The following is a 26756-nucleotide window of genomic DNA, read 5'->3' on the forward strand; positions in this document are numbered from 1 at the left end:
ATATATAATACAACCTAGCGCGAATAAAAAAAGCGACTTCATTTAGAAGCCGCTTTTCTACGTTATAGCATTTTAAAATCTGAGCATATTAAAATGTATATTGAGCATTTAAGCGAACAGAACGACCTGGTTGATATACTTGCGTCCATGCTGTTCTGTAATTTTCATCAAAGGCATTAATTAAAGATAAATCAACCTTTAGCCCTTCGAGGTTGCTTGTAGGTTCCCAAGATGCATAAAAGTCAACAAGTTGGTAAGAGTCAAATGGCCCCTCGGTGTAGCCTGTTGGAACTCGATCCTGTGCACTTACGAAAGTAGCCCTAGTACCGATTTTGGTGTCGATATTCCAAAAACCATATTGTAAATGTGCAACCCATTTATCCGCCGGAATGTTAGTAATCCATTCATCAGTATCGGTATCTTTACCACGAGTTTGACCATAAGATAAACCGACCAATAGTTGCTGCCAACGATAGTCCGCTGCTACTTCATAACCGGTAAGTTCTGCATTATCGATATTGCTCGATCTACTTGTACCTGCACACCCCTCAAGCGAACCACCAATACCACACGAGCTAGAAGGTGTCATGTCTACATCTAAGTTGATAAAGTCTTTAACTTTGTTTTGGAATGCAGCTGCTGTTATGTCTAAAGAGTCATCAGCAAATACATTTTCAAAGTTAAATTGTCCCTTAAGCTCGATGTTGTGAGATTTCTCTGGGTTCAGTTCTGGGTTTGGAACAAAGATGTTGCTAGGACCACCAGGTCCAAAGGCAAAGTGTGTTCCACTCATATAAAGCTCTGATGTATCAGGCGCTCGGAACGCTTCGTCATATCTAATCGACCAAGCCATCCACTGCTTAGCTTGCCACAACAAACCTACAGATGGTGACCATGCCGACTGGTTATTATCGTCATAGCCTTGAGCTTTAGATGTGAAAGAATCGTATCTGACGCCCAAGTCAGCGACTAATGATTCCACAATTTGGTAATTGATGTAGCCAAACGCTCCAATTACTGAAGTTTGTGCATCTTTAGGTAATTCAGGTCTTCCCGAAACTGATGCTGCTCGCGTTGCATCTAGCTCATCTAAATAACCATCGACACCGGTAAATAACTTCAATTTCCCTGATTCAGATTGGTTCGTTAGATTGAACCCTGTGGTGTTTACTTGAGATATATCTTCACCAGCTATAGAGGGGTCGTTTTCGGTGATCTTAGTATCATTTCTATATAGGGAGGCTTCTAGGTTAACCCAAGGATTATTAGGGTTAAATGCGTAGTTGACGCCATAGGATTGATCTTTAGTGCGGCGACTAATCAAGCCATCAGGATCATTAAGTTGACCACTAGAGTCACCTACTACAGGTGGGCGACCATCTAAATCAGCATAACGGAGGTTAAATCCAAGTTTGTGTGCTTCGTTGATTTGCCAGTTAAACTTAGCAAGGCCCGTTTTGTTAGTAGCCTCAGTACCGTAAAGTGTAGAACCATCACCTTGTTTCATGTAACCACTGTCTTTGTAGCTACCAGCGAGAATCCAATCAATGTTGTCGTTTTTGTTGGCTAAAGCCGCGGTATTTGTCCAAACATCACCATTGTCTTGGTAACCAACTTTTACGCGACCACCTAAACCGTTTTCTTCAACGATATCGTCAGCGCTCAGGGTATTCTGTACTACTACGCCACCTATAGCACCAGACCCGTATAACGAACTGATTGGGCCTTTTACAACTTCAACACTACCTAAAAGAGATGGATCTAAAAAGTAAGTAGGTCGATGGCCGTACTGCATGTTTTGACGGTTGCCATCAATTACTTGCAAGACTTTGTTACCACTCAACCCTCGGATATTGATAGATTGATTACCAGGTACATTTGCACCTACTACGGACACGTTAGGTTCATACTTTATAGCTTCGGCGACGGAATTAGGTTGGATTTCATCGAGTTTTTCTAAGTCCACTTTAGCTACAGAACGCGTTTTGTCTTGATCAGTTTTCTCAGCACGAGAGCCTGTCACTACGACCTCATTCAATGAGGAAACATCATTCTCCGCGAAAGCGTTTGAAGAAAGTGCTAGCACCACTGAGCTAGCGATAATCGACAGTTTAAGTTTCATAGTTCCTTCTTTATATCTGTTCGAATCACATCAAGGACGTTGATTATTACAAATATAAATACGAATTACTATCATTTCCACTTGCGTTAGTGGCAATTATTTTCATCTTTACATTGATTTACACTACAGTGTGCATTCTGTTTTATATGGGATTTTAGGCACAAAAAAAGGAAGGTAAACCTTCCTTTTTTAGATAACTTTGAATGATATCTTTAAGCCAACGATGACTTCATTACTTTAGGTGTAGGCGTAATGCTATCTCTATAGCTAAACCACAGATAACTTACTGCAATAATGTAGAACAGATATGAAAGCGCAAAAACAATAGGCGATGTGATCAGATCGTTTGAGATACTGAGGCCAACACCAACTACAGTAACGGTCAATTTGGCCATCGTACCTAACAACAACAAGCCCATTGCAAATTGAGGGAATCGAGTACTTGCAAAAGCAATCATGTAACATGCCCCTACTGCTAGTGATGCAATAGATAAGCCTAAAAGGTATGAGTGAAGGTGATCAGCTGCCGCATAACCTGCTCCAAGTGAAACACCAAGCAACATTAAAATCTTAGTCATGAACATAAGTTACCTCAACAAAATAGAAAAATAGTGTTTGAAATATCCATTTTTCAAATATGCAAACTCATTTTACATGTATTGTCTGTGTTATTTTATCGAAATTCAAGCACGTTTTTTACGCAATTTACCAGTTTAAATCGACACCATTTTTGTTGTAACAAGTAGCTAACATAACTTACCTTTGCTCTCCTTTATTTACAGTATGTTACGTATTTTACCTACGTTAACTGCAACCAAATTAACAAATAAATTACATGCAAGAGAATTCGGATTAATTTAGATTTCTGTGAACAGCACCGGGAATACTTTCGATGAAACAAAATATTAACCTGAAAGCGTAACTTATTTTACATGAGTGAGTTTATTTGAACTAATTCAAAGAAATCGATTCCAATCACAGTTTTATTGGTTATAATCCGCGCTCATTTGCGACATATGTTGATAAACGCAAACTTAATTTGAATTTTTAACCCCCGAACGTTGTTCGAAATATCAGAGAACCAAAATGAGCAAGATTGATAAAGCTATGCGAATCCTAATTGCTGGATTCTGTATCAACCTTTGTCTTGGCATCCTATATGCTTGGAGTGTCTTCAATAAAGCGTTAGTTAGCGAATGGGGCTGGAGTGCCGCTGATGCATCCTCACCTTATGCTATTGCAACCATCACCTTCTCTATCTGTCTTTTAGTTGCGGGTATTCTTCAAGACCGTATGGGTCCACGTAACATTCTAATTTTAGGTGCAGCACTAACTGGCTTAGGCATGATCGCGTCAAGCTTTGCTCAATCAGTTTTAATGCTAAATATTACCTTTGGTGTTATCACTGGCGCAGGTATCGGTTTTGGCTACGCTTGTCTTTCTCCATCTGCGATGAAGTGGTTCCACCCTTCCAAAAAAGGTATGGTTAATGGCTTAATCGCCGCTGGGTTCGGTTTAGCTGCGGTTTACCTGGCACCTTTGACTTCATCTCTGATTGGACAAATGGGGATCAGTTCTGCGTTTATGGTTCTAGGTGTTGGTGTCTTAATCATTGCGGTTCCACTTGCTGCTACTATCAATAACCCACCAGCAGATTACATTCCTGAAGAACCAAAAGTAAAAGCAGGCAAAGCACCAGTTCAGGTGAAAAAGGCGACCGATATTGGTTGGAAAGCGATGCTTAAAACACCTCAATTTTACTCGCTTTGGATCATGTATGCATTTGCAGCGGCAGCCGGTTTGATGATCATTGGTAACATCACAAATATCGCGAGTGTTCAAGCTAACTTACCAAATGCTGTTTACCTAGCTTCATTACTGGCTATTTTCAACTCTGGTGGTCGTATTGCAGCGGGTATCCTATCGGATAAAATTGGTGGCGTTCGTACGCTGATGCTTGCGTTTATCTTACAAGGCGTAAACATGGTGATGTTTTCGACTTTCACTAGCGAATTCATGCTAATTATCGGTACCGCTGTTGCTGCAGTTGGTTACGGTACGCTTCTAGCTGTATTCCCTTCTCTAACTGCGGAATATTACGGTCTTAAGAACTACGGTACTAATTACGGCGTACTTTACACCTCTTGGGGTATTGGCGGTGCAATCGGTGCAGCAATCGTTGGTTACTCAATGACTCACGGCGGCGGTTATAACCTGGCCTACACAATTTCAGCTGCAATGATGGGCGTTTGTGTGGTTCTGTCTTTCATCACTAAACCAATTTCAGAGCAAAAAGCGGCGCAACTTTCAGCGGCTTAACAGCTCTATCTAATATTGTTTCATCAAGGCTCAACGTTCCGTTGAGCCTTTTTTTTGTTAAACGTTGGAAAAATATTGATTTATTAACAAAAATTAGCACTATGCATAACAAGGAATTTGAACGCAATTTGCGTAGCATTGAGAGCTAATGATGAAAACGAAAAGTATTGTCCTTTATTTACTTGTACTGGTGTTTTCTGGTTGCGCCACTTACGCCGGCTTAAACTATGACCAGCTATTTGGGAAACCAGAAGTCCGAGAAAGAACTGTTACCCCAACCTCGCCCACTGCGGATTACTTTCTTACTGAAGTAAAACCAATCATCGATAACCGCTGTGTTGTATGTCATGCATGCTATGACGCACCTTGTCAGCTAAAATTATCCTCTGTTGATGGAATCGACCGAGGTGCTAGTAAAGAAATGGTATATCAAGGTACTCGCTTAACGGCATCTCAACCAACGCGATTGTTTGAAGACGCACAAAATACCTCTGAGTGGCGAGAAATCGGTTTCTTTCCTGTTTTGAACGAACGTCAGCAAACATTAGCTGGTAACTTGGACGCTGGACTGGTCTCTCGAATGATCACTCAAAAAGCCAGACATCCTCTTCCAGAAACGGCACAACTTGAAGGTTTTGATTTCTCTATTGATCGCACTCAAGTTTGCCCGACCATTGAAGAATATGACGCTTATGAATCAGATTATCCGCTCTGGGGAATGCCTTTTGGCATGCCTAATTTGGAACCATCGGAGTATCAAACGCTGATTGCTTGGTTGAGTGCGGGAGCAAAAATGAACGCGCCTATCCCGCTGAATGCAGAAGAACAAATGATGGTCGACAAGTATGAAGTATTATTAAACAAAAGTGCTCGCAAAAACCAACTTGCCGCTCGCTATATATATGAACATTTGTATTTGTCTCACTTGTATTTTTCAGAGATTGAGTCTCAACGTCGATTTTTCACCATTGTTCGTTCATCAACTCCTCCAGGAGAACCATTAAAACGTATCGTCACCAGAAGGCCTTATGACGCACCGGGCGTGGACCGTGTCTACTATCGTCTTGTTCCCGTTCGAAGCACAATTGTTGATAAAACCCATATGCCGTTTGCACTTAACGATCAGAAATTGGAACAATGGTATGAATGGTTTATTGAACCGGATTATGTCGTTCAGGCCTTGCCAAGCTACGACATCAATATAGCAGCTAACCCTATGACGGCCTTCCAGGACATACCTGTGAAAGCGCGTTTTAGCTTTATGTTAGACAACGCACAAAACACTATTATGGCGTATATCAAAGGGCCTGTTTGTCGCGGACAGCTAGCGCTTAATGTAATTAACGATCGTTTCTGGGTGTTCTTTTTAGATCCAGAGAAATCCGATATACCTGCGGTAAGCCAATTTTATCAAGATCAAGCTGACAACTTAAAGCTCCCTAGTGAGCTAGAAAGCAATACCGTCCCAATCACTAACTGGGTCAAGTATTCGAATCAACAGGCTCGATACCTTGAGGCTAAATCTGAGTTTATGAACACGTGGTTTAAGGGCGGAAAGCATCTGACAACTGATGTACTTTGGACCGGGGATGGCGAGAACCCAAATGCTGCGCTAACCGTCTTTAGGCATTTCGACAGTGCATCGGTTGTTCAAGGCCTAGTTGGTACTAAACCCAAAACGGCATGGATCTTAGACTATGCGCTGCTTGAGCGTATTCATTACCTACTCGTCGCAGGCTTTGATGTTTATGGGAACTTTGGCCATCAACTTATCACTCGTATGTTTATGGACTTCTTGCGTATGGAAGGAGAAAGTAACTTTTTGGCTCTGTTACCAAATACAGTTAGACATGAAGAATTCAGCAGTTGGTATCAAGACCAAAGTCCGCAATTTAGTGCTTTCTTACAACGAAACATCAAACCATTTAGTCAACCGACTCAAGAGCTTTACTTAACCACAGATTACAAATCTGAGCTATTTGACAAGATTGAAGCCAAACTTGAGCCAGTGCTGCATGACCGATTTAAAATCGTCAACACAGGTCTTTCTGCAGAAAATGAAGCCTTGCTTCAGCAGATCGATAGCATCACAGGTGAAGGACTTAAATCCGTACCACAGATCATTATGGTTATGATAGAAACCGAGTCAGGTAATGAACAGTTATTTACGCTACTGCACAATAATGCTCACATTAATATTTCGAGCTTATTTTCAGAAGAAGCAAACCGCGATTACAAGAATGACAGTCTCACATTTGTGCGTGGAGTGATCGGCAGCTACCCTGCTGCGTACCTAACTCTCAAAGAGCGCGAAATCAGAAATTTCGTTAACGAACTTAAAAATATTCAGGATGAACAGAGTTACATAAAACTGCTAGACAATTATGCAGTTAGACGTAGTAGCAATGAATTCTGGGGTTTTAGCGACCGCGTTCATGAGTTTTACCAACGCACCCAGCCTATCGAATTTGGTCTTTTGGACTATAATCGATTTGAGAACAGATAGGTGCTCTCCGGAACTCTTAGGAGGTGTATGATGAGCATTAAAGATAGCATTGAAGCCATCGAGCAACAGATATATGTTGCCTGTTCAGACGGCGACTACGAGGCCGTAAATATGTTGGAACACCAACTTGAACATTTGAGAGGACTCTCAAACAGAGGACTTGATGAAGACCCTTATGCGATTGAACATCGCACCTTTTATGAAGACGAACGGTAAACCATCAAGGACAATCTAATGCAAAGGGCTCATTTGAGCCCTTTTTCTGTTTCATGATTTAATAGTGAGCTGATCACCATACACCGCAGCGAGACGCCCATCCGGATCATATAAGGTGATTTCACCATCCTCCCAACGAAACGCGACCAAGTTATACTCGCCTACCATTTGATAGCTAGGTACTAATAAAGCTTTAACCTCAGGACGTTGTTGAAGTGCTTGATATAGAGCCCAGCCCAAAGGCTGTTTTTTCTTCAACAGCTCAAGTCGCCAACCAGGTGAGAACTCTTGATAATATAAACGTAAATCGAGTACTCCATTTATGTCGATATGGTATGAGCATAGCGTCATCGGATCGAGCAAACGTGTTGATGCACCACCAGCTACCTCGGCAATACACGTTTCCGGCTTCAAACTCAAGTAAAGTGCTGGTGATCCCTTAGGATTGAATCGCCCACCCACGCGCGCAGCCCCTTCAGTACTTAGTGGAGACCATGCCCAAACGGGGTTGTGCATTCGATAACAAACGCCTTGATACCTAGTTAAAGGTGCAGAAAGCAGGCTGGATATCAATGGGTTGGTTTGACTCAAAATCACTCAAAAGAACCCATTTCTTTTGCTGTAATATAATCGTTCAGTGCGACTACACCGTCAGCTTTATACTGCTTAATGATCTCTGAAGGCGTCAATCTACCAAACGAGGCGATCGGTTCTCCAATAAACCATGACCAAGCCGCTTGCTCACTCGAAAACCAAGGTTGAACCCTTCTTAAAAGTGCATGGACCTCTAAAAGACGGGTTTGAATTCTCGCTTGCTTTATGCGGTCCACTCGTTTTAATGACTGAACAGGTAAGTCCACAAATAAAGCGATATGATCAACTGTCGTGTAAAACGCGTTGGCCCATAGTTTGGGATCTTCTAACCCTTCACGTTGTAAACTCAACATTGGCACCTCGACAAATTAATGACATGATATTACGTCAATTATAAGTCAATATCAGCAAGTAGTCACCTTTTGGTTCAACCTGTGTATTTATCCAGTACTACTATCAGTGAGTCTACGGACATTCTCTGAGCCGCAACCAAAGGTTCCAGCAGTTCTAAATATCGTCCAAGTTGATCTTCTGAAGATTCGATGGATAAACAGATTTCAAAAAGTCTACTTAAGCCAAGAGAGCCTGCAGAGCCCTTCATTTTGTGGGCTAACTCCTTAATATCTTTAGCATTATCAATTTGTGCGGCTTGTTCTAACTCGTGTAATGTCTGCTCACTTGTACGAGTAAATGCGTCTACAATCTTGGCCATTCTTTCGATTCCTAGCACTTTGATGTCTGCCTCAATAACACTAGGATCGATAATACCCGTTTGTTCAATAGCAGGTTCTTCATGAGTAGAAATTACATGTTCTTCATTTTTCATTTCGAAATCGCAGCCTTTTAACTTCGTTTGTATCATCTCTTTTAACGCTTCCCTATCTACGGGTTTCGGAAGGTAGCCATCAAAACCTGCTTCTAAGTAGCTCTCAACTTCCTCACTAAATACGTGAGCAGAAACGGCGATCATAGGCGCATGATGTTTTTGTGCTTGAGAATCTTCGATTTCACGGAGTTGATGCATTAGGTCAACGCCATTGCAGTCAGGAAGGTTGATATCAACTAGGACGATATCAAAGTCGTTATGAGAAAAAATATGTTTTGCATCATGGCCACTTTCAGCGCAAATGACATGGTGTCCCATATTCATTAAAAAGCCTTCAGCCACCATTGCGTTAACCGCATTATCTTCAATCAACAGGATGCGGCCATTTACCGTTTTAGTGATACCAAGCGGTTGGATTATTTCTTGTTTATCTATAGTGCATTGCTCCAGTGGAACAACAAACCAAAAGCGGCTACCTTCTTCTAAGTAGGAGTCAACGTAAATTGCCCCATTCATCGCTTTGACCAATTTTTGGCTGATCGCTAAGCCAAGCCCAGTGCCGCCTGCAGTCGAATACCCATTTTCAGCTTGAGTAAATGCGTCAAATAGATTGAGCTGATCCTCAGGGCTGATACCAACTCCTGTATCTGAGACCTCAATCATGACACACGTTTCGTCATCTGGATCGAGTGAGACGTATATATCTACTTGGCCGGAAGGTGTAAACTTAATAGCATTACCAACGAGATTATTAAGCACTTGGCTTAATCGAGTTACATCGCCACAATAGACATCAGACACGTCACTTTCGATATGAAATTTAAAGTCGAGACCTTTCTCTAAAGCTTTGCCTAACATAAGTTGATAGCAGTCTTGGATCATACGATAAAGATCAAACGGCTTATTTCTGATTTCTAAATGCCCTGCTTCTATTTTAGAGTAATCGAGCACATCATTGAGAATCGCAAGCAGGTTCTGACCACTTCGATTAATGACATCCAGAAACTTCTGTTGCTGGTTGTTTAGTGGTGTCTCTTCCATTAAAGCCGCTGTACCTAGAACTCCATTCATAGGAGTGCGTATTTCGTGACTCATTGTCGCCAAGAATGCTGATTTAGCGCGGTTGGCCTGTTCCGCAGCATTTCTCGCTTTAGCGTGGTTAAGAACTTCTTGATTTAATCGTTCATTACTCTTCTGAAGTTGTAGCGTTCGATCCGCCACAATCTCTTCAAGATGTTCTTTGTGCTCTTGAAGCTCTCTTTTTGCCGCTGCTTCGGCCTCAGCAACCACTTTAAGTGCCTGAGCAGTATTGCGAGCGGTGATGATGGCTTGTCCCATATGAGCAAGTTCATCATTACCCTTGACGGTGACATCCACCTTTAACTGGCCTTTAGCAATGGAAAGTAGTGCTGATGAGTATTCACCTAGACGTTTCACTACGGACACATAAACCACTCGCCATACAATCAAAACAACAACGACAAAACCTGCAATAGATAAAAGAGTTAACGTCCATTGCGCAAAACTTAATGTCGAAGATAGCTCAGCCACTGCTTTCGTGGTCGCCGCATTTGATTGATCGACCAACTTAGACACCGTGGAGTTTAACGACGTAAACTGTTCTAGGGTCTCTTGCATCAACGTCTTAGAGCGTTGTCTAACATTGTGTTTCTGAGTAAGTAATGAGAAAACGCGCTTTCCTTGAGATAGTTCAGCCAAAAGCTCACTCATTTGCTTAGAACGAGCTGGGTCTTCAACCCCTTTGACTCGTCTTGTCATAATACTGATGTTGTTTTGGTAGTCCTTCTGCAGTTCTTCAATTCGGCCGAGATCTGAAACGGTACGACTCTCCTCAATTTGATTTAGAGTCTTAAAAGCCAATAAGTGCAACTCATGTAATCGTTCCGACAAGTCAAGGTCGACTTCTACCAAACTGTCTAGCGCATCTAGGGCATCGGCTTTATTTTCTTGCTCCAGTAAGCGATATATGTGAGTGACGTTCGCAACGGCGATAGTACTGGTGTTAAGAACCTGAGTGCGCGTTAGCTGCTCGAGTTCTTCTGCTTTTACTCTTAGAAGCTCGACTTCATCATCAATAGACTGATCCAATGTAATAGATTGCTCCACAGCAACTCCAAGCTCGACAAGACTATCAATAATTGATTGGACATAGTTCTCAAGCTCGTTGAGCAATTGCGAATCAAATGAGTCTGAACCTAACGTTTTTATATGAGTGAGGAGCGCTTCTAAGCGTGAAAATAACACCTTGCCGGCTTCTTGGTGTTGTTCTTTGGTTTTCGCATTAGACAAGGTTTGGACAGAAGCGATGATACGAGTACTCAACTCTGATACTTCACGCGCTTCGAGCATTGAAGGAATAGCGGTATCGACTACATTGCGCTCTGTTTTAGCAACAAAAGAGAACCCTGATACACCAATAGCCGTTGATAACAGAACCAACATCGCCATAACAAGAAACGAGAATAATAATTTACGGCCAATACTGGCTTTAGCGAGTAACATTAACCACTCCGGCAGAATCCACTTCTTTACTCTTTGATAGTACGCTATATTTTGCAGTGTTGAAGATAGAGATGCCACTAAACGATTAACCAATGTCAAAAAAAAACATATTCCATTCCATTTTCTCTGCTGCCTTGCTCATTTCTAGCTCGCAAGCCATCGCGTCTCAAGAAAAGATCTGTGCAATTTATCCTCACCTCAAAGATTCCTATTGGCTATCCGTTAACTACGGCATGGTTCAAGAAGCCAAAGAGCAAAAAGTAGAGTTGAAAGTGTTAGAGTCTGGTGGCTACCCTAATATTGATAAACAAAGGGCTCAGTTAAGTGCTTGTCGTCAATGGAACGCGGATGCCATTATACTGGGCACCGTCTCGCCTACCGCATTCACACACGATTTATCGGTCTATACAGGTGATGTACCAGTTTTTGCAACCGTTAATCACCTTGTCGTCGACAAACAACAATCTAAACACGTGAAAGGCGTGGTTGGCGTTGATTGGTATTGGATGGGTTACAGAGTTGGAGATTATCTTGCCAAGAAACACCCCAAGGGCTCAGGAAACACCCCTGTAGCATTGCTACCTGGTCCTCGCTCTAGTGGTGGCACGAAGCCCGTCATTCTTGGGTTTCTCGAAGCTATCAAAGATAGCGACATCAATGTAGTAGAAACTCTATGGGCTGACAATGACAAAGAGTTACAGCGTAACTTGGTTCAAAAGGTTATAGAGGACCACGATAGTCTGGCCTATATTGTTGGGAGCGCTGTTGCGATTGAAGCAGCAATCAGTGAACTACGAAGTTCTGGGAAAGAAGATAGTATTGAGCTTTTGTCCATCTACCTCAGTCACGGTGTTTACCGTGGGTTACTGCGAGATAAAGTTCAACTAGCTCCAACAGACAAAATGGTTGAACAAGGTCGCCTCTCATTGCTCCAAGCCACTTTTTACTTGAGAGGTATTCCATTTCAAAAAGACCAAGCACCGAGTATTGAAGTACTTTCACCGACACACTTATCGAGTCTAGCGATTGAAAAATCACTATCTCCTACAGGCTACCGACCTGTCTTCTCAGTCCAAGGAGATTAACTGTCACAGATATCAGTTATCTTCATTGATACTGAGTAATACAACTATTAACATCAAAGTATCTGAATACCTTTCAATTCCAATAATCAATGTGACAATACTCGGTTATTGGAATTGGAAGATAAACACTTAGGAATTGAGTCAAATGCAAAAAACCATTCGTACCATGCCAGCACATAAACACATTGCATTGGTCGCACATGACCATTACAAACCAGAATTGCTGCGTTGGGTACAAGAGAACAAAGAAAAGTTACAAGGTCACTTTTTGTACGCCACTGGCACCACTGGCCACATGTTAAGTAAAGAGACCGGCTTAGCAATCAAAAGTATGATTAGTGGCCCAATGGGTGGCGACCAACAAATCGGTGCGTTGATCTCTGAAGGTAAATTAGACATGCTGATTTTCTTCTGGGACCCACTAAACGCGGTGCCGCATGATCCTGATGTTAAAGCCCTACTGCGTATCGCTAGCGTTTGGAATATCCCTGTCGCCACAAACCGTGCAACGGCCAACTTCTTGTTTGAGTCCAACCTTCTAGAGCAAGAAGTTGAAATCGAAGTTCCAGATTACGATGCGTATTTAGCTGAGCGAGTCTAGGCATTCAAACAAAGCGCCAGTAACTTACTGGCGCTGTCAATTTGCTACTTTAACTCCGAGCTAAATGTTCCAACAGTGCAACATTCACTTGCTCAGCCGCCTCAAACTGTAATACGTGACCAGCATTCTTCAATAACACTAATGTTGTTTTTTCACCCAACATGTCAACTACCCTGCTAGCATCTTTAACTGGTATTACTTTGTCTTGATCACCCCAAATAACCAATTTGTTTATGCCACTTCGCCCGACTACTTTATAATCTTCGCTAGGGTCTTTGGAAATTAGGTTAATAGCCGTATCGATAATGGCTCTTCTGAAACCTCTGTATTGCATTTGCTCTGCAAACCTCTTTTCCCAATTTGGCTGTTTTTCCGGATAGACTAAATCATTAAGTTGATTGGCGGCAAGCTTCGGAATAAAGAAACTATATCCAAGCCATTTGCCAATGACAGGTAATGTCAATGGACCAAGGTCAATAGGCTGATTAAACGGTGCAATGTAACCCACACTCAGTACTTTGTGTGGGAATGTTGAAGTGTAGCCCGACACTATTGCGCCTCCCATAGACAAACCAATCAAGTGAAATTTATCCTTCGGCACAACTGCCTGTGTTAACTGTTCTATCTGGTTAACAAATAGTTGGCAATCATAGGTTGTATTAGGTCGATCACTGAAACCGCGTCCATACAAATCAAACGTAAGCACTCTGTAGCCTGCACTAACAAGCGAAGATATGTTTTTCTCCCACATATATGAGGGTGCGGAAAAACCATGAACCAGAACCACTACCTCGCCACATTCGTCACCTTGTAATTCATAATGAACATAACCCTCTGACAGTTTAATCACTCTCCCAGGCACCAGAGCTCGACTATATTGGTCGAGGGAACCCTTCTCTGTATTACGAATAATGGGTAACAATAAAGCAGCAAATATAAGAATTGAAATAGAGATAAGTAGCATCGAAACACTCGCGTAATTTAGGTTTACTCATAGTAGGTGTTTCGTTGTGATGGTTCACCTAATAAAGCGAACAAAGTATGCCTTTATTTAATAGTACAATGGCATTGCTATCTTTCGTGACGTTATATGTGTCCCCGCAATGCCATTGTTAAAAAGACTAGGTCTAGAAAAACTAAGACAGATAGTTGTTCATTTCATGTAGGAGTTTTTCTCTACGAACAGGCTTTGGCACATAAGCATCCATTCCTGCATCAAAACACTTCTGAATATCATCATCGACCACACTGGCTGTTAACGCGATTATTGGCGTTGGGTTCAATCCATTCTCTTTCTCGTACGAGCGTATATCCTGTGTTGCATGAAAGCCATCCTTTATTGGCATCATACAGTCCATCAAAATGACATCGAACTTACCTTGACTGATAAATAGCTCCAATGCTTCTTGGCCATCAGCCGCTATCACGTAATCAAACCCAGCTTTTTTGAGATGTAGTGATGCAACCTTCTGATTAACTAAATTATCTTCCACCAACAGAACTCTTCCAGAAGAGTGAGAATCAGACACTGACTGAGCTTCTGCCGGTGCTGGATTAGATTTAGGTGTCTGTTCAATCGATATCTTGTTATCGAGTACGATGGGACTATCAACCGCGCCTTTAAGCTCAATCGCCGACACGATCTTTTCTTTGAGTATTTCGGCTTTGAAGGGCTTAGGAACATAATCATCCATACCCGAATCAAAACACTTCTGAATGTCATCATCGACTACACTAGCTGTCAAAGCAATAATCGGAGTACGAGGTAGATGATTATCAGATTCGTAACTGCGTATTTTTTCTGTCGCTTCGAATCCGTCCATAATAGGCATCATACAGTCCATCAAAATAAACGCGTAGCTCGTATCTTTCTTATAATGCTCAATAGCTTCTACACCGTTGTTCGCAACATCATATTCAAGCCCCATTTTATTAAGGTGCAGGCTAGCTACTTTTTGATTCACGATATTATCTTCAACTAATAAGACTTTGACTCGTTTAGTAGCATAAGTGTCGATGTTTGGAGTAGCTAGCCCTTTATCTAACGTCCGACAGCACGCCTCGAGCGATTTCAAAAGTCGATTACCCAGTAAAGGGTAAGTAATGAGTGCGCAAATGTTATTGCCAAAGTCCTTATTCGAGCTTTCAAACTGTCTGATTAAACATATTGCCGTTCGGTTAGCTTGGATCTCTGCAAAGCGTGTTTCATCCTTATCAGAACTGACATCTCCACCTTCAACATAAATTAATAAAGTTTTCTTCTGTGGATTGAGCAAGTCAGCCTCTTGAATTGAACGGCAAACCCGAGCGATGTTCAGCTGATAAAAGTCGAGCTCAGTACGTAAACGGCGTTCATAGGCCGGCGCATCACAAACAATAACGAGCTCATCGAAGAGTAATGGACTGCGGTGCTGATACTCTTTTTCATCAATGGCTAAATCTAGTGTGAAGTAAAAGCGACTCCCTACTCCCTTCACTGAATCAAGTCGGATTTCCCCTCCCATTAATTCAATCAATTGAGTGCTGATCGCTAATCCAAGACCCGTACCTCCAAACTGTCGCGTTGTAGAGTCATCTTCTTGAGCAAACGCTTCAAAGATTTTGGATTGCCTTTCTTTGTCGATGCCAATACCCGAATCCTGAACTTCAAACATCAACGACGCCATGTTATTAGACTCGCCTTGATAGTGTACTCCTATGGTAACACTACCTTTATCAGTGAATTTAACGGCATTAGACATAAAGTTCATTAACACTTGACGCATGCGATGATCATCAGCAAGAACACGAAACGGAACGTTCTGGTCGATATCAACGTTTAGCTCTATGCCTTTCTCTTTGACTTTTGGTGCCACGATCGATGCGATGTCATAAATCGTTTCCCGTATAGAAGTGGAGTGTGGGTTGATTTGAAGCATCCCTGATTCAATCTTCGAAAAGTCTAGGATGTCATTGATTAGGCTTAATAGCAGCTGGGATGAGGTCTCAATCGTATCAACGTAATCTTTTTGAGTAGCAGTCAAGTCTGTATCAGACAAGACTTCAGAAATACCAATAACACCGTTTAGAGGGGTACGAATTTCATGTGACATGTTTGCTAAAAAACTACTCTTTGCTTTACTTGCTTCGATGGCATTTTCTTTCGCATGCTCGGCTGCGTTTTTAGCTTCAAGCAGCTTACGTTGACTCTCTTGCTGTTCGTTCGTCAACCTTTCGACCTCACGTGCAAAGCGGCTCAATTCGTCTTTACCGCCAATTCGAGCCGTAAGCGGTATGTCTCCAGTACTTTTTTCATTCTCCAAGTAAGATAGAACCAAACTCAAATTACGAGTTACACGATGAGCAAGACTTATCCCAATACCGACCACTAAGATGGTTAGAACGCCAACTAGTGTTAAAAACAGCAGTCTTTGTTTTTCAAAGCCAGAGACAAGTTCTCTAATTTCACTTCTAAGTTGTACCTCAATAGACTGAGACACGCCCTGAATTAGATTGAGCCTCAAGTCTAGCGCTTCCATTCCAAGCTTAATATCAGCTACAGATAAAGCGTTTGCACTCTTGGTATTTAAAAGCTGCTCTCTAAAAACACTGCTCTGCTCAAAAGCAGCGTTAGAAAAGGCTTTCAATAGCAAACTAACTTGAGTTTCATCCGCATTTATCGCGATAAACCTTTCTACAAAAAGTTGCTGGCTCTGCACTAAGTTAATTATCGACTCTCTTGCTGATAGCATAGCTTCACTGTTTAGTTGATTGCCATTTACTAACGCATTGATCTGCCAGATTTCTTCTCCAGCCCAGAACATTAGCCACTCTAACTGTGCGAGAGATACCAAGTGCCCATCGACTTGTGGAATAACAGCCGTTAATGGAGTTTTCTCTACGAACAACAGTAATTGCTTGTAACTCTCATTTTGCCAATCAACTAGCTCATGGGTCTCCGTTATATCTTGGCTATCTCTAATCGATTCAAGCGTTTCAAAATAATCAACAAGAAGGTTATCAATCCGCTTTAAATCTTCTACACCGTATATTTTTGCCGCATATTGTTGGAGAGAATCAAGCACAGGGGAAAGCTCAACAGTCGCCTTTTCAAGTCGCGTAGAATTTGACTGTGATTGTGTATCGGAAAGAATTTCAGAAAAGCGTACTAACGCTTCTACTTTTTCAAGGTTGTTTAGTTGGAGATTTAGGGTAGAAATCTGACGAGATGCCAAGAAAATAATCAGCACTATCGGTAACAACACAAGTAAAACCATTTTGCGTTGAACCGACAAGTTATTCCAAAAGTTAAGTTGCCTCATTCCCTTGCCCAACTAAAGTTTAGATACTTTGAGTGTAGGACATCATGGAGACAGGTCGAACTAATCGACTAATTTAATGATAATTTTCACCAGAAGTCTGTTATCGCCACCACTTAATACTCTCGTCCCGCTCAGGATCCAAACATCGATTTAGGTAGTTTAATACAGTGTCGAATAAAGAAAGATCGTTCTCTATGTCACTGGTGTTCTCTGTTGATGATGTTCTTTCAACTGCTGCCTTCAAGGCCGGCAGTTGGTCATACAACACAGCATGAGATGTAGGCGAAACGAGATCTTCTAACTGCGCTAATGCACGATGGGCAATGGATAACGGTATTACGATTACTTCAGATAAAGGACGTCTAAACACCTTATCCCTAACCCCCTCCAAATACACACGGTAAGTTGTCAGTTCATCGAGTAAGAGAAACAACTGTCCATTTATACAGTGATGAGGATAAGGTACTGGGAAATGTGACTTTATGTCAGATGAGATAGTTAAATTCAACCCTGCACGCTGGCATTCGGATTTTAGGTAGCGTAGCAAACCTTGCTCATCGAGTAAGGACTGGATGGTAAACATCCTTTCCAAGTGGTAGTCATTCGAAACAAACTTCACTTCAATTTTCGCACCATTTTGTAGCAATTCACTCTCTAAGAGTACTTCTGACAAGTGAATGATGTTTTCCACCGTACTTGTTGATTCCTCTTCGAGCAAAACAGCGCCAATGTTGGAATTATCCATCGATGAAAGACCAGCTTCAAACGCTTCAAACATTAATCGAGCCTCAGAAACTGACTGTCCATTCGTCACGCCACCACAAAAGGCAATAATCGATGAGCTACAGTCACTGCTGCCAACATGACGCAAGATTTCTTCAACTCTAGACATTCCTTCCAGAGTGAGTGCATTGTTGTTGAGGCGCTTTCCTAGAACAACGATAAGTTGATCGAATTCCTTTTCTTTCACCGATGTCGTCCTTTAAATAATTTCCCAAGAGTGAGTCATTTCAACATCAGCACCAAGCATGAGACATACCGAGCAATATTTCTCTAATGAATCTTTGGTTACCTTAGCCACTAAGGCTTCGTCAAGATTGTCACCACTGACTTCGAAATGAATGTTAATCGCGGTAAAGATTCTTGGTGCTGTTTCACGTCGTTCTGTCGTTAGCTTCGCATTTACCGATGTTACGGCTTGGTTTTCTGACTTTAATCCGTCTACCACATCAACTGAGCTACAACCACCTGCTGCCATTAAAACCATTTCCATCGGACTTGGTGCGGTATCCCCCCCACTGCCATCCATCACGATGGAATGACCAGATTGAGATTGTCCTAAAAACTTGAATCCTTCGATCCATTTCACTTCCGCTTGCATATAAACCTCTGCAGTCCGACTGATTGTAAGGACTGAGATAGTAACCGATAAAACGGCAATTTGAAATTTTTCCCCATGCCACTCTGTCTACTAGAAATAACAAACACTACTTAATTTGGAGCTTAAATGACGAACTTCACCAAACTACTTGTTGCGTTAGTAGCGGCCGTTCCAGTTTTTTGGCTTATGGTACCGAGCAAGGGGATGGCTGACTCAACCAAAACAAAAGGAGCGAATCAAGAGGTCGCGACTTTAGCGGGTGGCTGTTTCTGGTGTACTGAATCAGATTTAGAACAATTACCTGGCGTGACAGAAGTTGTATCTGGTTATGCGGGTGGTCAACAGCAACACCCGACATACCGACAAGTCGCGAGTGGCAAATCAGGTCATATTGAAGTTGTTCAAGTAAGCTATGATGCTGACGAAGTCTCGTACGAGCAAGTTCTTGACCACTTCTTCCGTCATATTGATCCAACTGATGATAAAGGCTCATTCGTAGACCGAGGGCCGCAATATCGCCCTGCTATTTTCTACCATAACACCGAGCAAAAGCAGATTGCGGAGCGATTTATGTCCGAGATAGACACACTCGGTGTGTTTCAAAAACCTCTCGCTACCGAGTTGATTGCTTTTGATACTTTCTGGCCTGCGGAGGAATACCATCAGGATTTTTATAAAAAAAGTAGCTTGAAATACAAATACTATCGATACAATTCTGGTCGCGACCAATACTTAGATGAGATTTTCGGTGAAGACAGAAAAGATAACCCAATGACCCTTCGCCAAATGATAGATAACCAAATGAATAAGACTTCGGTAAAGCGTTATACCAGGCCAGATAACAATGAAATCAAACAGACCCTTACTGACTTACAGTTCTATGTTACTCAAGAAGATGGTACAGAAAAGCCATTCAACAATGAATATTGGGATAACAAAGAGGATGGTATCTACGTAGATGTTGTTAGCGGAGAGCCTCTATTTTCTTCCACTGACAAGTACAAGTCGGGAACCGGCTGGCCTAGCTTCACTAAGCCCATAGACGAGGGTTACATTGTCACAAACACTGACTACAAGATGATTTTTCCAAGAACTGAAGTAAGAAGCAGATTTGCAGATTCTCATCTTGGGCATGTGTTTAAAGATGGCCCCGCACCTACAGGACTGCGTTACTGCATGAACTCAGCGGCAATGCGTTTTATTCCAAAATCAAAGCTTGCACAGCAAGGTTATGAACAATACTTAGCTTTGTTTGACCAATAAATGGGCAGCATAAACCTATGCTGCAAGTGTTGCTCATTTTTCAAAGGTTGAACGCACGCGATACCAGTCTACTCTCGGTATCGCGTTTCTTTTTGTATTGAAAAAATGGTTTGTTGCCATAAAACAAAAATCACTTTCTGCATGTACTATCCTTATTAATCTGAGTAATATCCGGTAATTACGATTCATTTACTCATTGTTTGATCTGAACAAATACATTGAGTTAATAGAAAGGTTTCTAACGGCGATGAACAGTTCTATGGATACGCTACAAAACTATATTCAATCTTTTGGTTACGATCTATTAAGTAATCTACTACTTATCACTGGCAGTAGTTTCCTTCTTTGGGTTGTTTGGCGAATATTCTATGGGCGACTTGAAGCACTGACACAAAGAACCAGTCTTGTATGGGATGATCTACTCATCAAAGCGGTTAAGTCTCCTATTAGTGTCCTCATTTGGCTCTGGCCTGCAACCGTATCTATTGGATTAGTTCTGACCTCTCATACAGAATCAGATACGAGTTGGTTAAATAAGGTCGACTTACTGCTTGTTATATCAACCTTTATCTGGATTTTTCTTCGACTTATTCAAAACGTTGAAGAGCATGTCTTGGCTCAGAAAAAACGCGATGAGACGACCGTTCAGGCCATAGCAAAAGTAGCGCGCTTGTTTTTTATCTCCATAGGCATATTGACGGTAATGCAGGCGCTAGGCCTCAGTCTATCAGGCTTACTTACCTTTGGTGGCGTCGGTGGCTTAATTGTTGGTCTTGCGGCTAAAGACCTACTGTCTAATTTCTTTGGCGGCATGATGATTTATTTTGACCGCCCATTTAAGGTCGGTGACTGGATACGCTCTCCAGACCGCGCAATAGAAGGAACAGTGGAACGTATTGGTTGGAGAATGACCATTATTCGTACCTTTGATAAAAGACCACTCTATGTTCCAAACTCTGTTTTCAGCAACATTGTCGTTGAGAATCCCTCACGTATGCTTAATCGCAGAATCTATGAAACGATTGGTCTTCGTTATGACGATGGAGACAAAGTCAGTCAGATTGTTGATGAAGTGAAAACCATGCTAGAAAATCATAAAGATATCGACACCAAACAGACACTGATGGTGAATTTCGATAAATTTGGTCCTTCTTCGCTTAACTTTTTTATCTATACCTTTACCAAAACAGTAAACTGGGCTCGCTATCATGAAGTAAAGCAAGATGTCTTATTACAAGTAATGGACATTATTAAGAAAAATGACGCTGATATTGCCTACCCTACGCAAACTTTGAAACTTGATCCTGTCTCGATTCATGAACACCCCACTGTGAAAGACATCATTGTCGAGTGACTTTAAAAGGGAGCATTTAATGCTCCCTTTTCCGTCATAAAACGCATTAGCTTTTGAGTTGTCTGGCTTGATACTTTTCTGATTTGAATCCGCCATTTCTTCGTTTCATCTTTACCTCTACGGATCTAGCCTTGTTGGAAACATCGTAACGGGTAGCCTGCTTCAGGTAAGCATCATTTAGTCTAGACTCTCTCGCCTCGAGTTTTATTGTTTTCGAAGAACGATTCACGTGACAACGATAATCCCAGTCGTTGTTACCATCTTTTAACGCCAGAAGTATTTGTTTTCCGGCTAGCCCTTTTGTATTGATTCCACGTGGTTGTTTATCAATGGCAAGCGCTAGACCTGCCGTACAGAGTTGTTCATTGCTCAATGTGGTTGCACTTACGGTAGTAGGAAGAAGAACGCTAAAGCAGACGATGAGGATATGATGGATAGACAGCTTCATTATATTTAACCTAAAAATATGATAAGGCCACACATAATAGTATGCCATACTGTATAATTCAATAAAAAAGCCCTCGGTTAGCCAAGGGCTTAAACATCTATCAAAAATGCTTATGCTTTACGACGTGCTTCAACAGCGTCTGCCAGTTCACGAAGTACATTTTCAGTATCTTCCCAACCGATACACGCATCAGTAATCGACTGACCATAAGTTGGCGCAACTCCATCTACTAAATCTTGGCGGCCTTCAACTAGGTGAGACTCAATCATTACACCAAAGATAGCGTCTTCACCGTTAGCCATCTGCTGAGCTACATCGCTAGCAACGACTTTTTGACGTTGGAATTGCTTTGAGCTATTCGCATGACTAAAGTCAATCATAACTTTTGCAGGTAGGCCATTCGCTGTCAGCTCATCTTTGATCGCTTTTACATGCTCAGCACTATAGTTTGGCTCTTTACCACCGCGCAAAATAATGTGACAGTCAGGGTTACCAGCGGTTTCAATAATCGCCGAATGACCGTATTTGGTTACAGACAAGAAGTGGTGAGAAGCGCTAGCAGAGCGAATCGCATCAGACGCAATCTTGATGTTACCGTCAGTACCGTTTTTAAATCCTACAGGGCAAGAAATACCAGAAGACAGTTCGCGGTGAACTTGAGACTCAGTTGTACGCGCACCAATCGCACCCCAGCTAATAAGGTCAGCAACATATTGCGGGCTGATCATATCAAGGAATTCACTCGCCGTTGGCATGCCCATATCAGTCAAGTCTAGGAGTAGCTTACGACCCATACGCAAACCATCGTTAATCTTGAATGTGTCGTTTAAGTAAGGGTCATTAATGAGGCCTTTCCAACCTACTGTTGTGCGTGGCTTCTCAAAGTAAACGCGCATTACGATTTCTAGTCTGTCACCAAGTTCGTCACGCAGTACTTTTAGTCGTTTGCCGTACTCAATCGCCGCTTCAGTGTCATGAATAGAACATGGACCGACGATAACTAGCAGACGGTCATCGTCGCCTTGAAGGATATTGTGGATTGCTTTACGTGCGTTAAACGTTGTTGAAGAAGCAACTTCTGTCGCTGGAAACTTCTCTAAAACAGCAACTGGTGGTAATAGTTCTTTTACTTTATTAATTCGTACATCATCAGTTTGAAACATTGCTTACTTCTTCCTATTCTTTTAAATCTACATCTTTGATACACGACCGCATTCCATTTTGTGACTTATGTCGTGCTCTTTCCTTGTAACTTATCTGCTTCGAACAATAAGTTCAATCACTATTTAAATAAAAAGGCAAATTAATTGCTCGTTTTTAAAATTAGACACAGTGTAAACATATTGATACAGTTATTTTTGAATAATAATCATACAGTTAATTAGTATTGTCAGAAAAACATCCATTTGGCTGATAGATCTACATCACTAATCTAAGACTCAACAAACGCTCTGTTTTTGGTAATGTGATATTTTTTATAGCTCAAATTACTCAACTAATATTTAATAAAACGGAATTCACCTAAACAAGAAGCGTCGTTCCTAGTGCCTGTTTTTTCACCACCTACTCTGCCACCTAAGTATTATCGAGATAACTTCATACGTTTGTTGTTGCATGTTGAGTCTATCTACTCTGATTTATTGAAACAGAGTGAACGACATAGGATTGAATCGTTTCACACTCTTAGTGAAAACGCACAATGCCTTGTTATTCGGTTAATGACTCGCAAGGGGATTTGGTTTAGAGACGATAAACTGAACTATCCCGAGATCGGCTGTCTCGATTCACCTATATTAGAACTCATAGAGTATGGCTTTATAAGTACAGACCCACCGACAAGTTCATTTGAACTCGCATCCACGTTGTTATCAAAACCTGAGATTCTCACTTTTTATTCAGGTCTAAAACGTACCGCTAAAAAGAACGAACTGATAGAACAGTTGCATCACCAACAGCCTAATCATGTTCCGAAACTTCCGTTCACTGTCGTCAGACTGTTGGACGATGAGGTGTTACCCCTTCTTTGTTTACTATTCTTTGGAAATCGGCACCAAGAGTTTGCACAATTCGTTTTAGAGAACTTAGGAATTCATAAGTTCGAGAATTATGAAGTGTCTAAGGCAACTAGGTTGTTCAATAATAGAGCGGAAATCGACTCAACTCTTGAAATTACAGATCTAAGGATAGCGTACACAGAACTCACAAAGCCTTGTTCTAAGCTCATAAGGCAATTTGCTGACTTGCTCCCATCTGCAAACGGAAAGTACGCCACTAGACAATTAGACAAACTCACTAATTTAATCGCAAGAGATCTCGAACGACAGGGCGACCTCGACCTCGCTTTGAGCTTGTTCGAGTCCTCCCGACTTCCGCCCTCGAGGGAGCGACAAGTTCGTATACTTATTCATCAAGAAAGATTCGAGGCAGCCATTAAACTTGCACTAACAATGATTAAAAACCCTCTAAGCATTGATGAGCAAGAAGTCGGAGAACGACTAAAAGCTAAACTCGACAGGAAATTAAAGACAACTCTTGAGAAGACGGTCAAACCTAGTTTTCCAGAACGTAGGTTCAATCTTGACTTATCTCATGAGCGTGTTGAGTTAGTTGTTTGCAATAAGTTATCTGATCTAGGATGGGAGGTTTTCTATTTAGAGAATCAGTTTCTCAACACTATGTTTGGCTTGGTATTTTGGGACATTATTTTTGCCCCTGTTGAAGGCGCTTTTATCAATCCATACCAACGCCAACCGCTCGATTTATATCATCCGTCATTTACTGAAAGGCGAAAAGGCGCAATCGAGCAAAGACTATCCGAAGTTAAACGAACTGGCATTAAACCGTACCTAAGCATTCTAGAAACCAAAAGAGATATTCAGAACCCATTCATTGTTTGGGACCTAGTGGATACCGAATGGTTAGAGTTGGCAATGACATCCATTGACTATGAGCAATTAGCAGATTTGTTCGCTGTTCTTCTCTCAGACCTAAGAGCATACCGCAATGGTATGCCTGATCTAGTCGCGTTTAAAGGCAACGAATGGTTATGGTGCGAGGTAAAGGGACCTGGTGACAAACTTCAGAACAATCAAAAACGTTGGTTTAAACAGATGGAGAGATTAAATATTAATTATGAAGTGTGTTACGTCAATCATGACTGAGTTAGTGGCAAGCAAAAAAAAACCAGCAATGATGCTGGTTTTTTTGAAATTCGACTTAGAAGTGTAAGTGAATCACAGATGTCGCAATGCACGCTGGGCGACGGATTCCTTCTATTTCTACGCGTATTTCACGCTCTATCTCAAGACCTTTCTTGATCGGTGTAACTTTGACCAAGGTACTCTTAGCACGAAGGTTACTACCTACCTTAACTGGATATGGGAACCTTACTTGGTTCAACCCGATATTTACCATCATCTTCGCAGTCGGAAATAGAGGTTTATCTGGGTCAACACTATCTGTTAGTGCTGGCAACAAAGACAGAGTTAAGAAACCATGTGCGATAGTGGTCTTAAATGGTGATTCTTGTTCTGCTCTTTCTGGATCAGTGTGGATCCACTGGTTATCTTCAGTAATTGATCCAAATTGATTGATTCGTTCTTGACCTACGTGAATCCAGTTACCTTCATGAATCACAGTGCCAATTTTGTCTTGCAGTTCGTCAAATAGTGCCTGTGCTGCGGGCTTGAGCACAATTTCTGGTTCGACCTGTACTACATGTGGTTCATTTACTGCAGGCTTGTGATAGTCTCTGACCCATGCTAAAAAATTGCTATGGTTTGTCTTGTCGACAAACTCAGTCCAATATTCGCGAATAGTGGGCGACATCCATTGCATAAGCTCAGACTGATGCTTAACCGAATCAGCTCTTTGTTTAAACAATTTTACAACTTTCATCTTGACCTCAAATCTCAGTTCATAAGAACTAACCCTACTATTTTGAAGCATGTCCCTTCATCACGCAAACTTTTTCGAGCGAACACGCGTATTCTGAACGCTGTTTTATTGTTGTTTTTCAATACTTTAGCAATAAAAAACATTATTTTATTTAGCAGTAAAACTCGCTGAATATCCTCTTTTAGTAAAACAATCTTCTTGGAATCACACACATAACGAGCATCATGAGTAAATCGACATCACTTTGACTACATTTAACGCAGTCAGTGCTCCAAAGGGAATTTTCTTCTTTACAGCCCTCTCCTATGATTCTATTATTAGCGCCACAAAACGGAGAGATGGCTGAGTGGTTGAAAGCACCGGTCTTGAAAACCGGCATACGTTAATAGCGTATCTAGGGTTCAAATCCCTATCTCTCCGCCACATTCTAAAGCCTCGCTTAACGCGAGGCTTTTTTCTTTATTCTACAATCCCCTATGCAATTCAAACTTGCAATCTCCTATGAAAAGAAACTAAGGTTCAGTAAGTTATATTAGCCATAGGGACAAAAGGAACGTGAACTCTACTCTAGAAACAATACTCAACCACCGTTCTATTCGAAAATTTAAGCAGCAACCTATCGATAAGGATATTCTAGACACTATTCTTAAAGCTGGAATTGCCGCATCATCATCTAGCCTATTGCAAGTCGTCTCTATTATCAGGGTCACAGAGAAAGATAAGCGCAACAAACTAGTGGAACTTTCTGGCAATCAACCCTATGTGGCTCAAGCCGCTGAATTTCTCGTTTTCTGTATAGACTATCAGCGACACCAAGAGTTAAACCCAAACGTGAAAGTTGACTACACAGAGTTAGGTTTAATCGGTGCTATTGATGCCGGAATAATGGCACAGAACTGTTTAGTGGCGGCCGAGTCACTAGAGTTAGGCGGCGTCTATATCGGAGGCCTGAGAAATAAAGCGGCTGAAGTTGATGAGTTGTTAGGTTTGCCCCCGCACTCTGCGGTTCTTTTTGGGATGTGTTTAGGATATCCAGACCAAATCCCAGAGGTAAAACCACGCTTGCCTCTTGACGTCATTGTGCATGAAAATGAATACCATCAGCTAGATAAAAATGCGGTTGCACAATACGATGATGTGATGCTTTCCTATTACGCACATCGATCAACAAACCAAAAAAGCAGTACGTGGTCTTCACAAGTTACTAGTAAGCTAGAAGGTGAATCTCGACCTCATATGCTCGGTTACCTAAACAGTAAAGGTTTGTTCAAACGCTAATTTCTACAGTAAGAACTCATGACTTAATCTCTTTCTAGTCAT

The 26756-nt window shown here is 41.6% G+C and carries 21 protein-coding genes and 1 tRNA gene; 10 read left to right on the top strand and 12 right to left on the bottom strand.

What is annotated here, in order from left to right:
* Positions 1-88: 88 nt before the first annotated feature.
* Both HOP38_RS21295 and HOP38_RS21300 read right to left on the bottom strand, forming a co-directional pair.
* Positions 89-2122, bottom strand: a complete 2034-nt coding sequence (locus tag HOP38_RS21295; RefSeq protein ID WP_006074907.1) for a TonB-dependent hemoglobin/transferrin/lactoferrin family receptor — start codon at positions 2120-2122, stop codon at positions 89-91.
* 212 nt (positions 2123-2334) lie between these two features.
* On the bottom strand, positions 2335-2700 hold the full coding sequence (locus tag HOP38_RS21300; RefSeq protein ID WP_006074906.1) for a hypothetical protein: 366 nt from the start codon (positions 2698-2700) through the stop codon (positions 2335-2337).
* Positions 2701-3208: 508 nt separating this feature from the next.
* Between HOP38_RS21300 and HOP38_RS21305 the strand changes: the two genes are divergently transcribed.
* The 3 genes from HOP38_RS21305 to HOP38_RS21315 all read left to right on the top strand — a co-directional run bounded on the left by HOP38_RS21305 (position 3209) and on the right by HOP38_RS21315 (position 7163).
* A complete protein-coding gene (locus HOP38_RS21305; protein WP_198558922.1) occupies positions 3209-4441 on the top strand; it encodes an L-lactate MFS transporter in 1233 nt (410 codons plus the stop codon).
* Positions 4442-4592: 151 nt separating this feature from the next.
* Entirely contained in the window at positions 4593-6947 is a 2355-nt protein-coding gene (locus HOP38_RS21310) for a fatty acid cis/trans isomerase (RefSeq protein WP_198559368.1), read from the top strand.
* 30 nt (positions 6948-6977) lie between these two features.
* Positions 6978-7163, top strand: a complete 186-nt coding sequence (locus tag HOP38_RS21315; RefSeq protein WP_006074903.1) for a hypothetical protein — start codon at positions 6978-6980, stop codon at positions 7161-7163.
* Positions 7164-7214: 51 nt separating this feature from the next.
* Here HOP38_RS21315 and HOP38_RS21320 read toward each other — a convergent pair whose 3' ends face one another.
* The 3 genes from HOP38_RS21320 to torS form a co-directional block, all read right to left on the bottom strand.
* Positions 7215-7679, bottom strand: a complete 465-nt coding sequence (locus tag HOP38_RS21320) for an RES family NAD+ phosphorylase (protein ID WP_006074902.1) — start codon at positions 7677-7679, stop codon at positions 7215-7217.
* Positions 7680-7756: 77 nt separating this feature from the next.
* Positions 7757-8110, bottom strand: coding sequence for a hypothetical protein (locus HOP38_RS21325; protein WP_062461522.1), 354 nt, complete (start codon positions 8108-8110; stop codon positions 7757-7759).
* A 74-nt stretch (positions 8111-8184) separates the two neighbouring features.
* The gene (gene torS, locus HOP38_RS21330) at positions 8185-11106 is read right to left on the bottom strand and encodes a TMAO reductase system sensor histidine kinase/response regulator TorS (protein WP_198558923.1); all 2922 of its coding nucleotides are present in this window, start codon (positions 11104-11106) and stop codon (positions 8185-8187) included.
* 92 nt (positions 11107-11198) lie between these two features.
* Here torS and torT point away from each other — a divergent pair, with 92 nt between their 5' ends.
* Positions 11199-12191, top strand: a complete 993-nt coding sequence (torT, locus tag HOP38_RS21335) for a TMAO reductase system periplasmic protein TorT (protein WP_198558924.1) — start codon at positions 11199-11201, stop codon at positions 12189-12191.
* Positions 12192-12336: 145 nt separating this feature from the next.
* Entirely contained in the window at positions 12337-12792 is a 456-nt protein-coding gene (locus tag HOP38_RS21340) for a methylglyoxal synthase (protein WP_006074898.1), read from the top strand.
* Positions 12793-12841: 49 nt separating this feature from the next.
* Here HOP38_RS21340 and HOP38_RS21345 read toward each other — a convergent pair whose 3' ends face one another.
* The 4 genes from HOP38_RS21345 to HOP38_RS21360 form a co-directional block, all read right to left on the bottom strand.
* Entirely contained in the window at positions 12842-13756 is a 915-nt protein-coding gene (locus HOP38_RS21345; protein WP_198558925.1) for an alpha/beta fold hydrolase, read from the bottom strand.
* Between the two features lie 172 nt (positions 13757-13928).
* Positions 13929-17093 (bottom strand): response regulator, encoded by a 3165-nt coding sequence (locus HOP38_RS21350; RefSeq protein ID WP_242456566.1) that lies wholly within the window; start codon positions 17091-17093, stop codon positions 13929-13931.
* Between the two features lie 100 nt (positions 17094-17193).
* Entirely contained in the window at positions 17194-18063 is an 870-nt protein-coding gene (locus tag HOP38_RS21355) for a YdcF family protein (protein WP_198558926.1), read from the bottom strand.
* Between the two features lie 12 nt (positions 18064-18075).
* The gene (locus HOP38_RS21360) at positions 18076-18474 is read right to left on the bottom strand and encodes an OsmC family protein (protein WP_198558927.1); all 399 of its coding nucleotides are present in this window, start codon (positions 18472-18474) and stop codon (positions 18076-18078) included.
* A gap of 126 nt (positions 18475-18600) precedes the next feature.
* On the opposite strand from HOP38_RS21360, the gene msrB reads away from it, so the two are divergent.
* Together msrB and HOP38_RS21370 are read left to right on the top strand one after the other, a co-directional pair.
* Positions 18601-19737, top strand: a complete 1137-nt coding sequence (gene msrB / locus HOP38_RS21365; protein ID WP_198558928.1) for a peptide-methionine (R)-S-oxide reductase MsrB — start codon at positions 18601-18603, stop codon at positions 19735-19737.
* Positions 19738-19996: 259 nt separating this feature from the next.
* Complete coding sequence (locus HOP38_RS21370; RefSeq protein ID WP_420883084.1) at positions 19997-21091, top strand: mechanosensitive ion channel family protein; 1095 nt, start codon at positions 19997-19999, stop codon at positions 21089-21091.
* A 46-nt stretch (positions 21092-21137) separates the two neighbouring features.
* On the opposite strand, the gene HOP38_RS21375 is transcribed toward HOP38_RS21370, so the two are convergent.
* Together HOP38_RS21375 and aroG are read right to left on the bottom strand one after the other, a co-directional pair.
* Positions 21138-21539: a hypothetical protein gene (locus tag HOP38_RS21375; protein WP_242456567.1), complete on the bottom strand. Its 402-nt coding sequence runs from the start codon at positions 21537-21539 to the stop codon at positions 21138-21140.
* Positions 21540-21649: 110 nt separating this feature from the next.
* Complete coding sequence (gene aroG / locus HOP38_RS21380; protein ID WP_124942093.1) at positions 21650-22702, bottom strand: 3-deoxy-7-phosphoheptulonate synthase AroG; 1053 nt, start codon at positions 22700-22702, stop codon at positions 21650-21652.
* 381 nt (positions 22703-23083) lie between these two features.
* Here aroG and HOP38_RS21385 point away from each other — a divergent pair, with 381 nt between their 5' ends.
* The gene (locus HOP38_RS21385) at positions 23084-24700 is read left to right on the top strand and encodes a VRR-NUC domain-containing protein (RefSeq protein WP_198558929.1); all 1617 of its coding nucleotides are present in this window, start codon (positions 23084-23086) and stop codon (positions 24698-24700) included.
* A 55-nt stretch (positions 24701-24755) separates the two neighbouring features.
* On the opposite strand, the gene HOP38_RS21390 is transcribed toward HOP38_RS21385, so the two are convergent.
* Positions 24756-25436: a MaoC family dehydratase gene (locus HOP38_RS21390; RefSeq protein ID WP_006075750.1), complete on the bottom strand. Its 681-nt coding sequence runs from the start codon at positions 25434-25436 to the stop codon at positions 24756-24758.
* Between the two features lie 332 nt (positions 25437-25768).
* Between HOP38_RS21390 and HOP38_RS21395 the strand changes: the two genes are divergently transcribed.
* Together HOP38_RS21395 and nfsA are read left to right on the top strand one after the other, a co-directional pair.
* Positions 25769-25859, top strand: a tRNA-Ser gene (locus HOP38_RS21395).
* 132 nt (positions 25860-25991) lie between these two features.
* Complete coding sequence (nfsA, locus tag HOP38_RS21400) at positions 25992-26714, top strand: oxygen-insensitive NADPH nitroreductase (RefSeq protein WP_198558930.1); 723 nt, start codon at positions 25992-25994, stop codon at positions 26712-26714.
* Positions 26715-26756 lie beyond the last annotated feature (42 nt).

This window comes from Vibrio mediterranei (assembly GCF_013364395.1).
Lineage (GTDB): Bacteria > Pseudomonadota > Gammaproteobacteria > Enterobacterales > Vibrionaceae > Vibrio > Vibrio mediterranei.

What these genes read in the sequence shown, in the direction of transcription:
- HOP38_RS21360 (WP_198558927.1), bottom strand. Translation starts at nt 18,474, where the DNA reads ATGCAAGCGGAAGTGAAATGGATCGAAGGATTCAAGTTTTTAGGACAA.
- torT (WP_198558924.1), top strand. Translation starts at nt 11,199, where the DNA reads ATGTCAAAAAAAAACATATTCCATTCCATTTTCTCTGCTGCCTTGCTC.
- HOP38_RS21350 (WP_242456566.1), bottom strand. Translation starts at nt 17,093, where the DNA reads ATGAGGCAACTTAACTTTTGGAATAACTTGTCGGTTCAACGCAAAATG.
- HOP38_RS21375 (WP_242456567.1), bottom strand. Translation starts at nt 21,539, where the DNA reads ATGAAGCTGTCTATCCATCATATCCTCATCGTCTGCTTTAGCGTTCTT.
- HOP38_RS21345 (WP_198558925.1), bottom strand. Translation starts at nt 13,756, where the DNA reads ATGCTACTTATCTCTATTTCAATTCTTATATTTGCTGCTTTATTGTTA.
- HOP38_RS21310 (WP_198559368.1), top strand. Translation starts at nt 4,593, where the DNA reads ATGAAAACGAAAAGTATTGTCCTTTATTTACTTGTACTGGTGTTTTCT.
- HOP38_RS21370 (WP_420883084.1), top strand. Translation starts at nt 19,997, where the DNA reads ATGGATACGCTACAAAACTATATTCAATCTTTTGGTTACGATCTATTA.
- HOP38_RS21320 (WP_006074902.1), bottom strand. Translation starts at nt 7,679, where the DNA reads ATGCACAACCCCGTTTGGGCATGGTCTCCACTAAGTACTGAAGGGGCT.
- HOP38_RS21300 (WP_006074906.1), bottom strand. Translation starts at nt 2,700, where the DNA reads ATGACTAAGATTTTAATGTTGCTTGGTGTTTCACTTGGAGCAGGTTAT.
- HOP38_RS21305 (WP_198558922.1), top strand. Translation starts at nt 3,209, where the DNA reads ATGAGCAAGATTGATAAAGCTATGCGAATCCTAATTGCTGGATTCTGT.
- msrB (WP_198558928.1), top strand. Translation starts at nt 18,601, where the DNA reads ATGACGAACTTCACCAAACTACTTGTTGCGTTAGTAGCGGCCGTTCCA.
- HOP38_RS21295 (WP_006074907.1), bottom strand. Translation starts at nt 2,122, where the DNA reads ATGAAACTTAAACTGTCGATTATCGCTAGCTCAGTGGTGCTAGCACTT.
- HOP38_RS21325 (WP_062461522.1), bottom strand. Translation starts at nt 8,110, where the DNA reads ATGTTGAGTTTACAACGTGAAGGGTTAGAAGATCCCAAACTATGGGCC.
- torS (WP_198558923.1), bottom strand. Translation starts at nt 11,106, where the DNA reads ATGTTACTCGCTAAAGCCAGTATTGGCCGTAAATTATTATTCTCGTTT.
- HOP38_RS21340 (WP_006074898.1), top strand. Translation starts at nt 12,337, where the DNA reads ATGCAAAAAACCATTCGTACCATGCCAGCACATAAACACATTGCATTG.
- aroG (WP_124942093.1), bottom strand. Translation starts at nt 22,702, where the DNA reads ATGTTTCAAACTGATGATGTACGAATTAATAAAGTAAAAGAACTATTA.
- HOP38_RS21390 (WP_006075750.1), bottom strand. Translation starts at nt 25,436, where the DNA reads ATGAAAGTTGTAAAATTGTTTAAACAAAGAGCTGATTCGGTTAAGCAT.
- HOP38_RS21315 (WP_006074903.1), top strand. Translation starts at nt 6,978, where the DNA reads ATGAGCATTAAAGATAGCATTGAAGCCATCGAGCAACAGATATATGTT.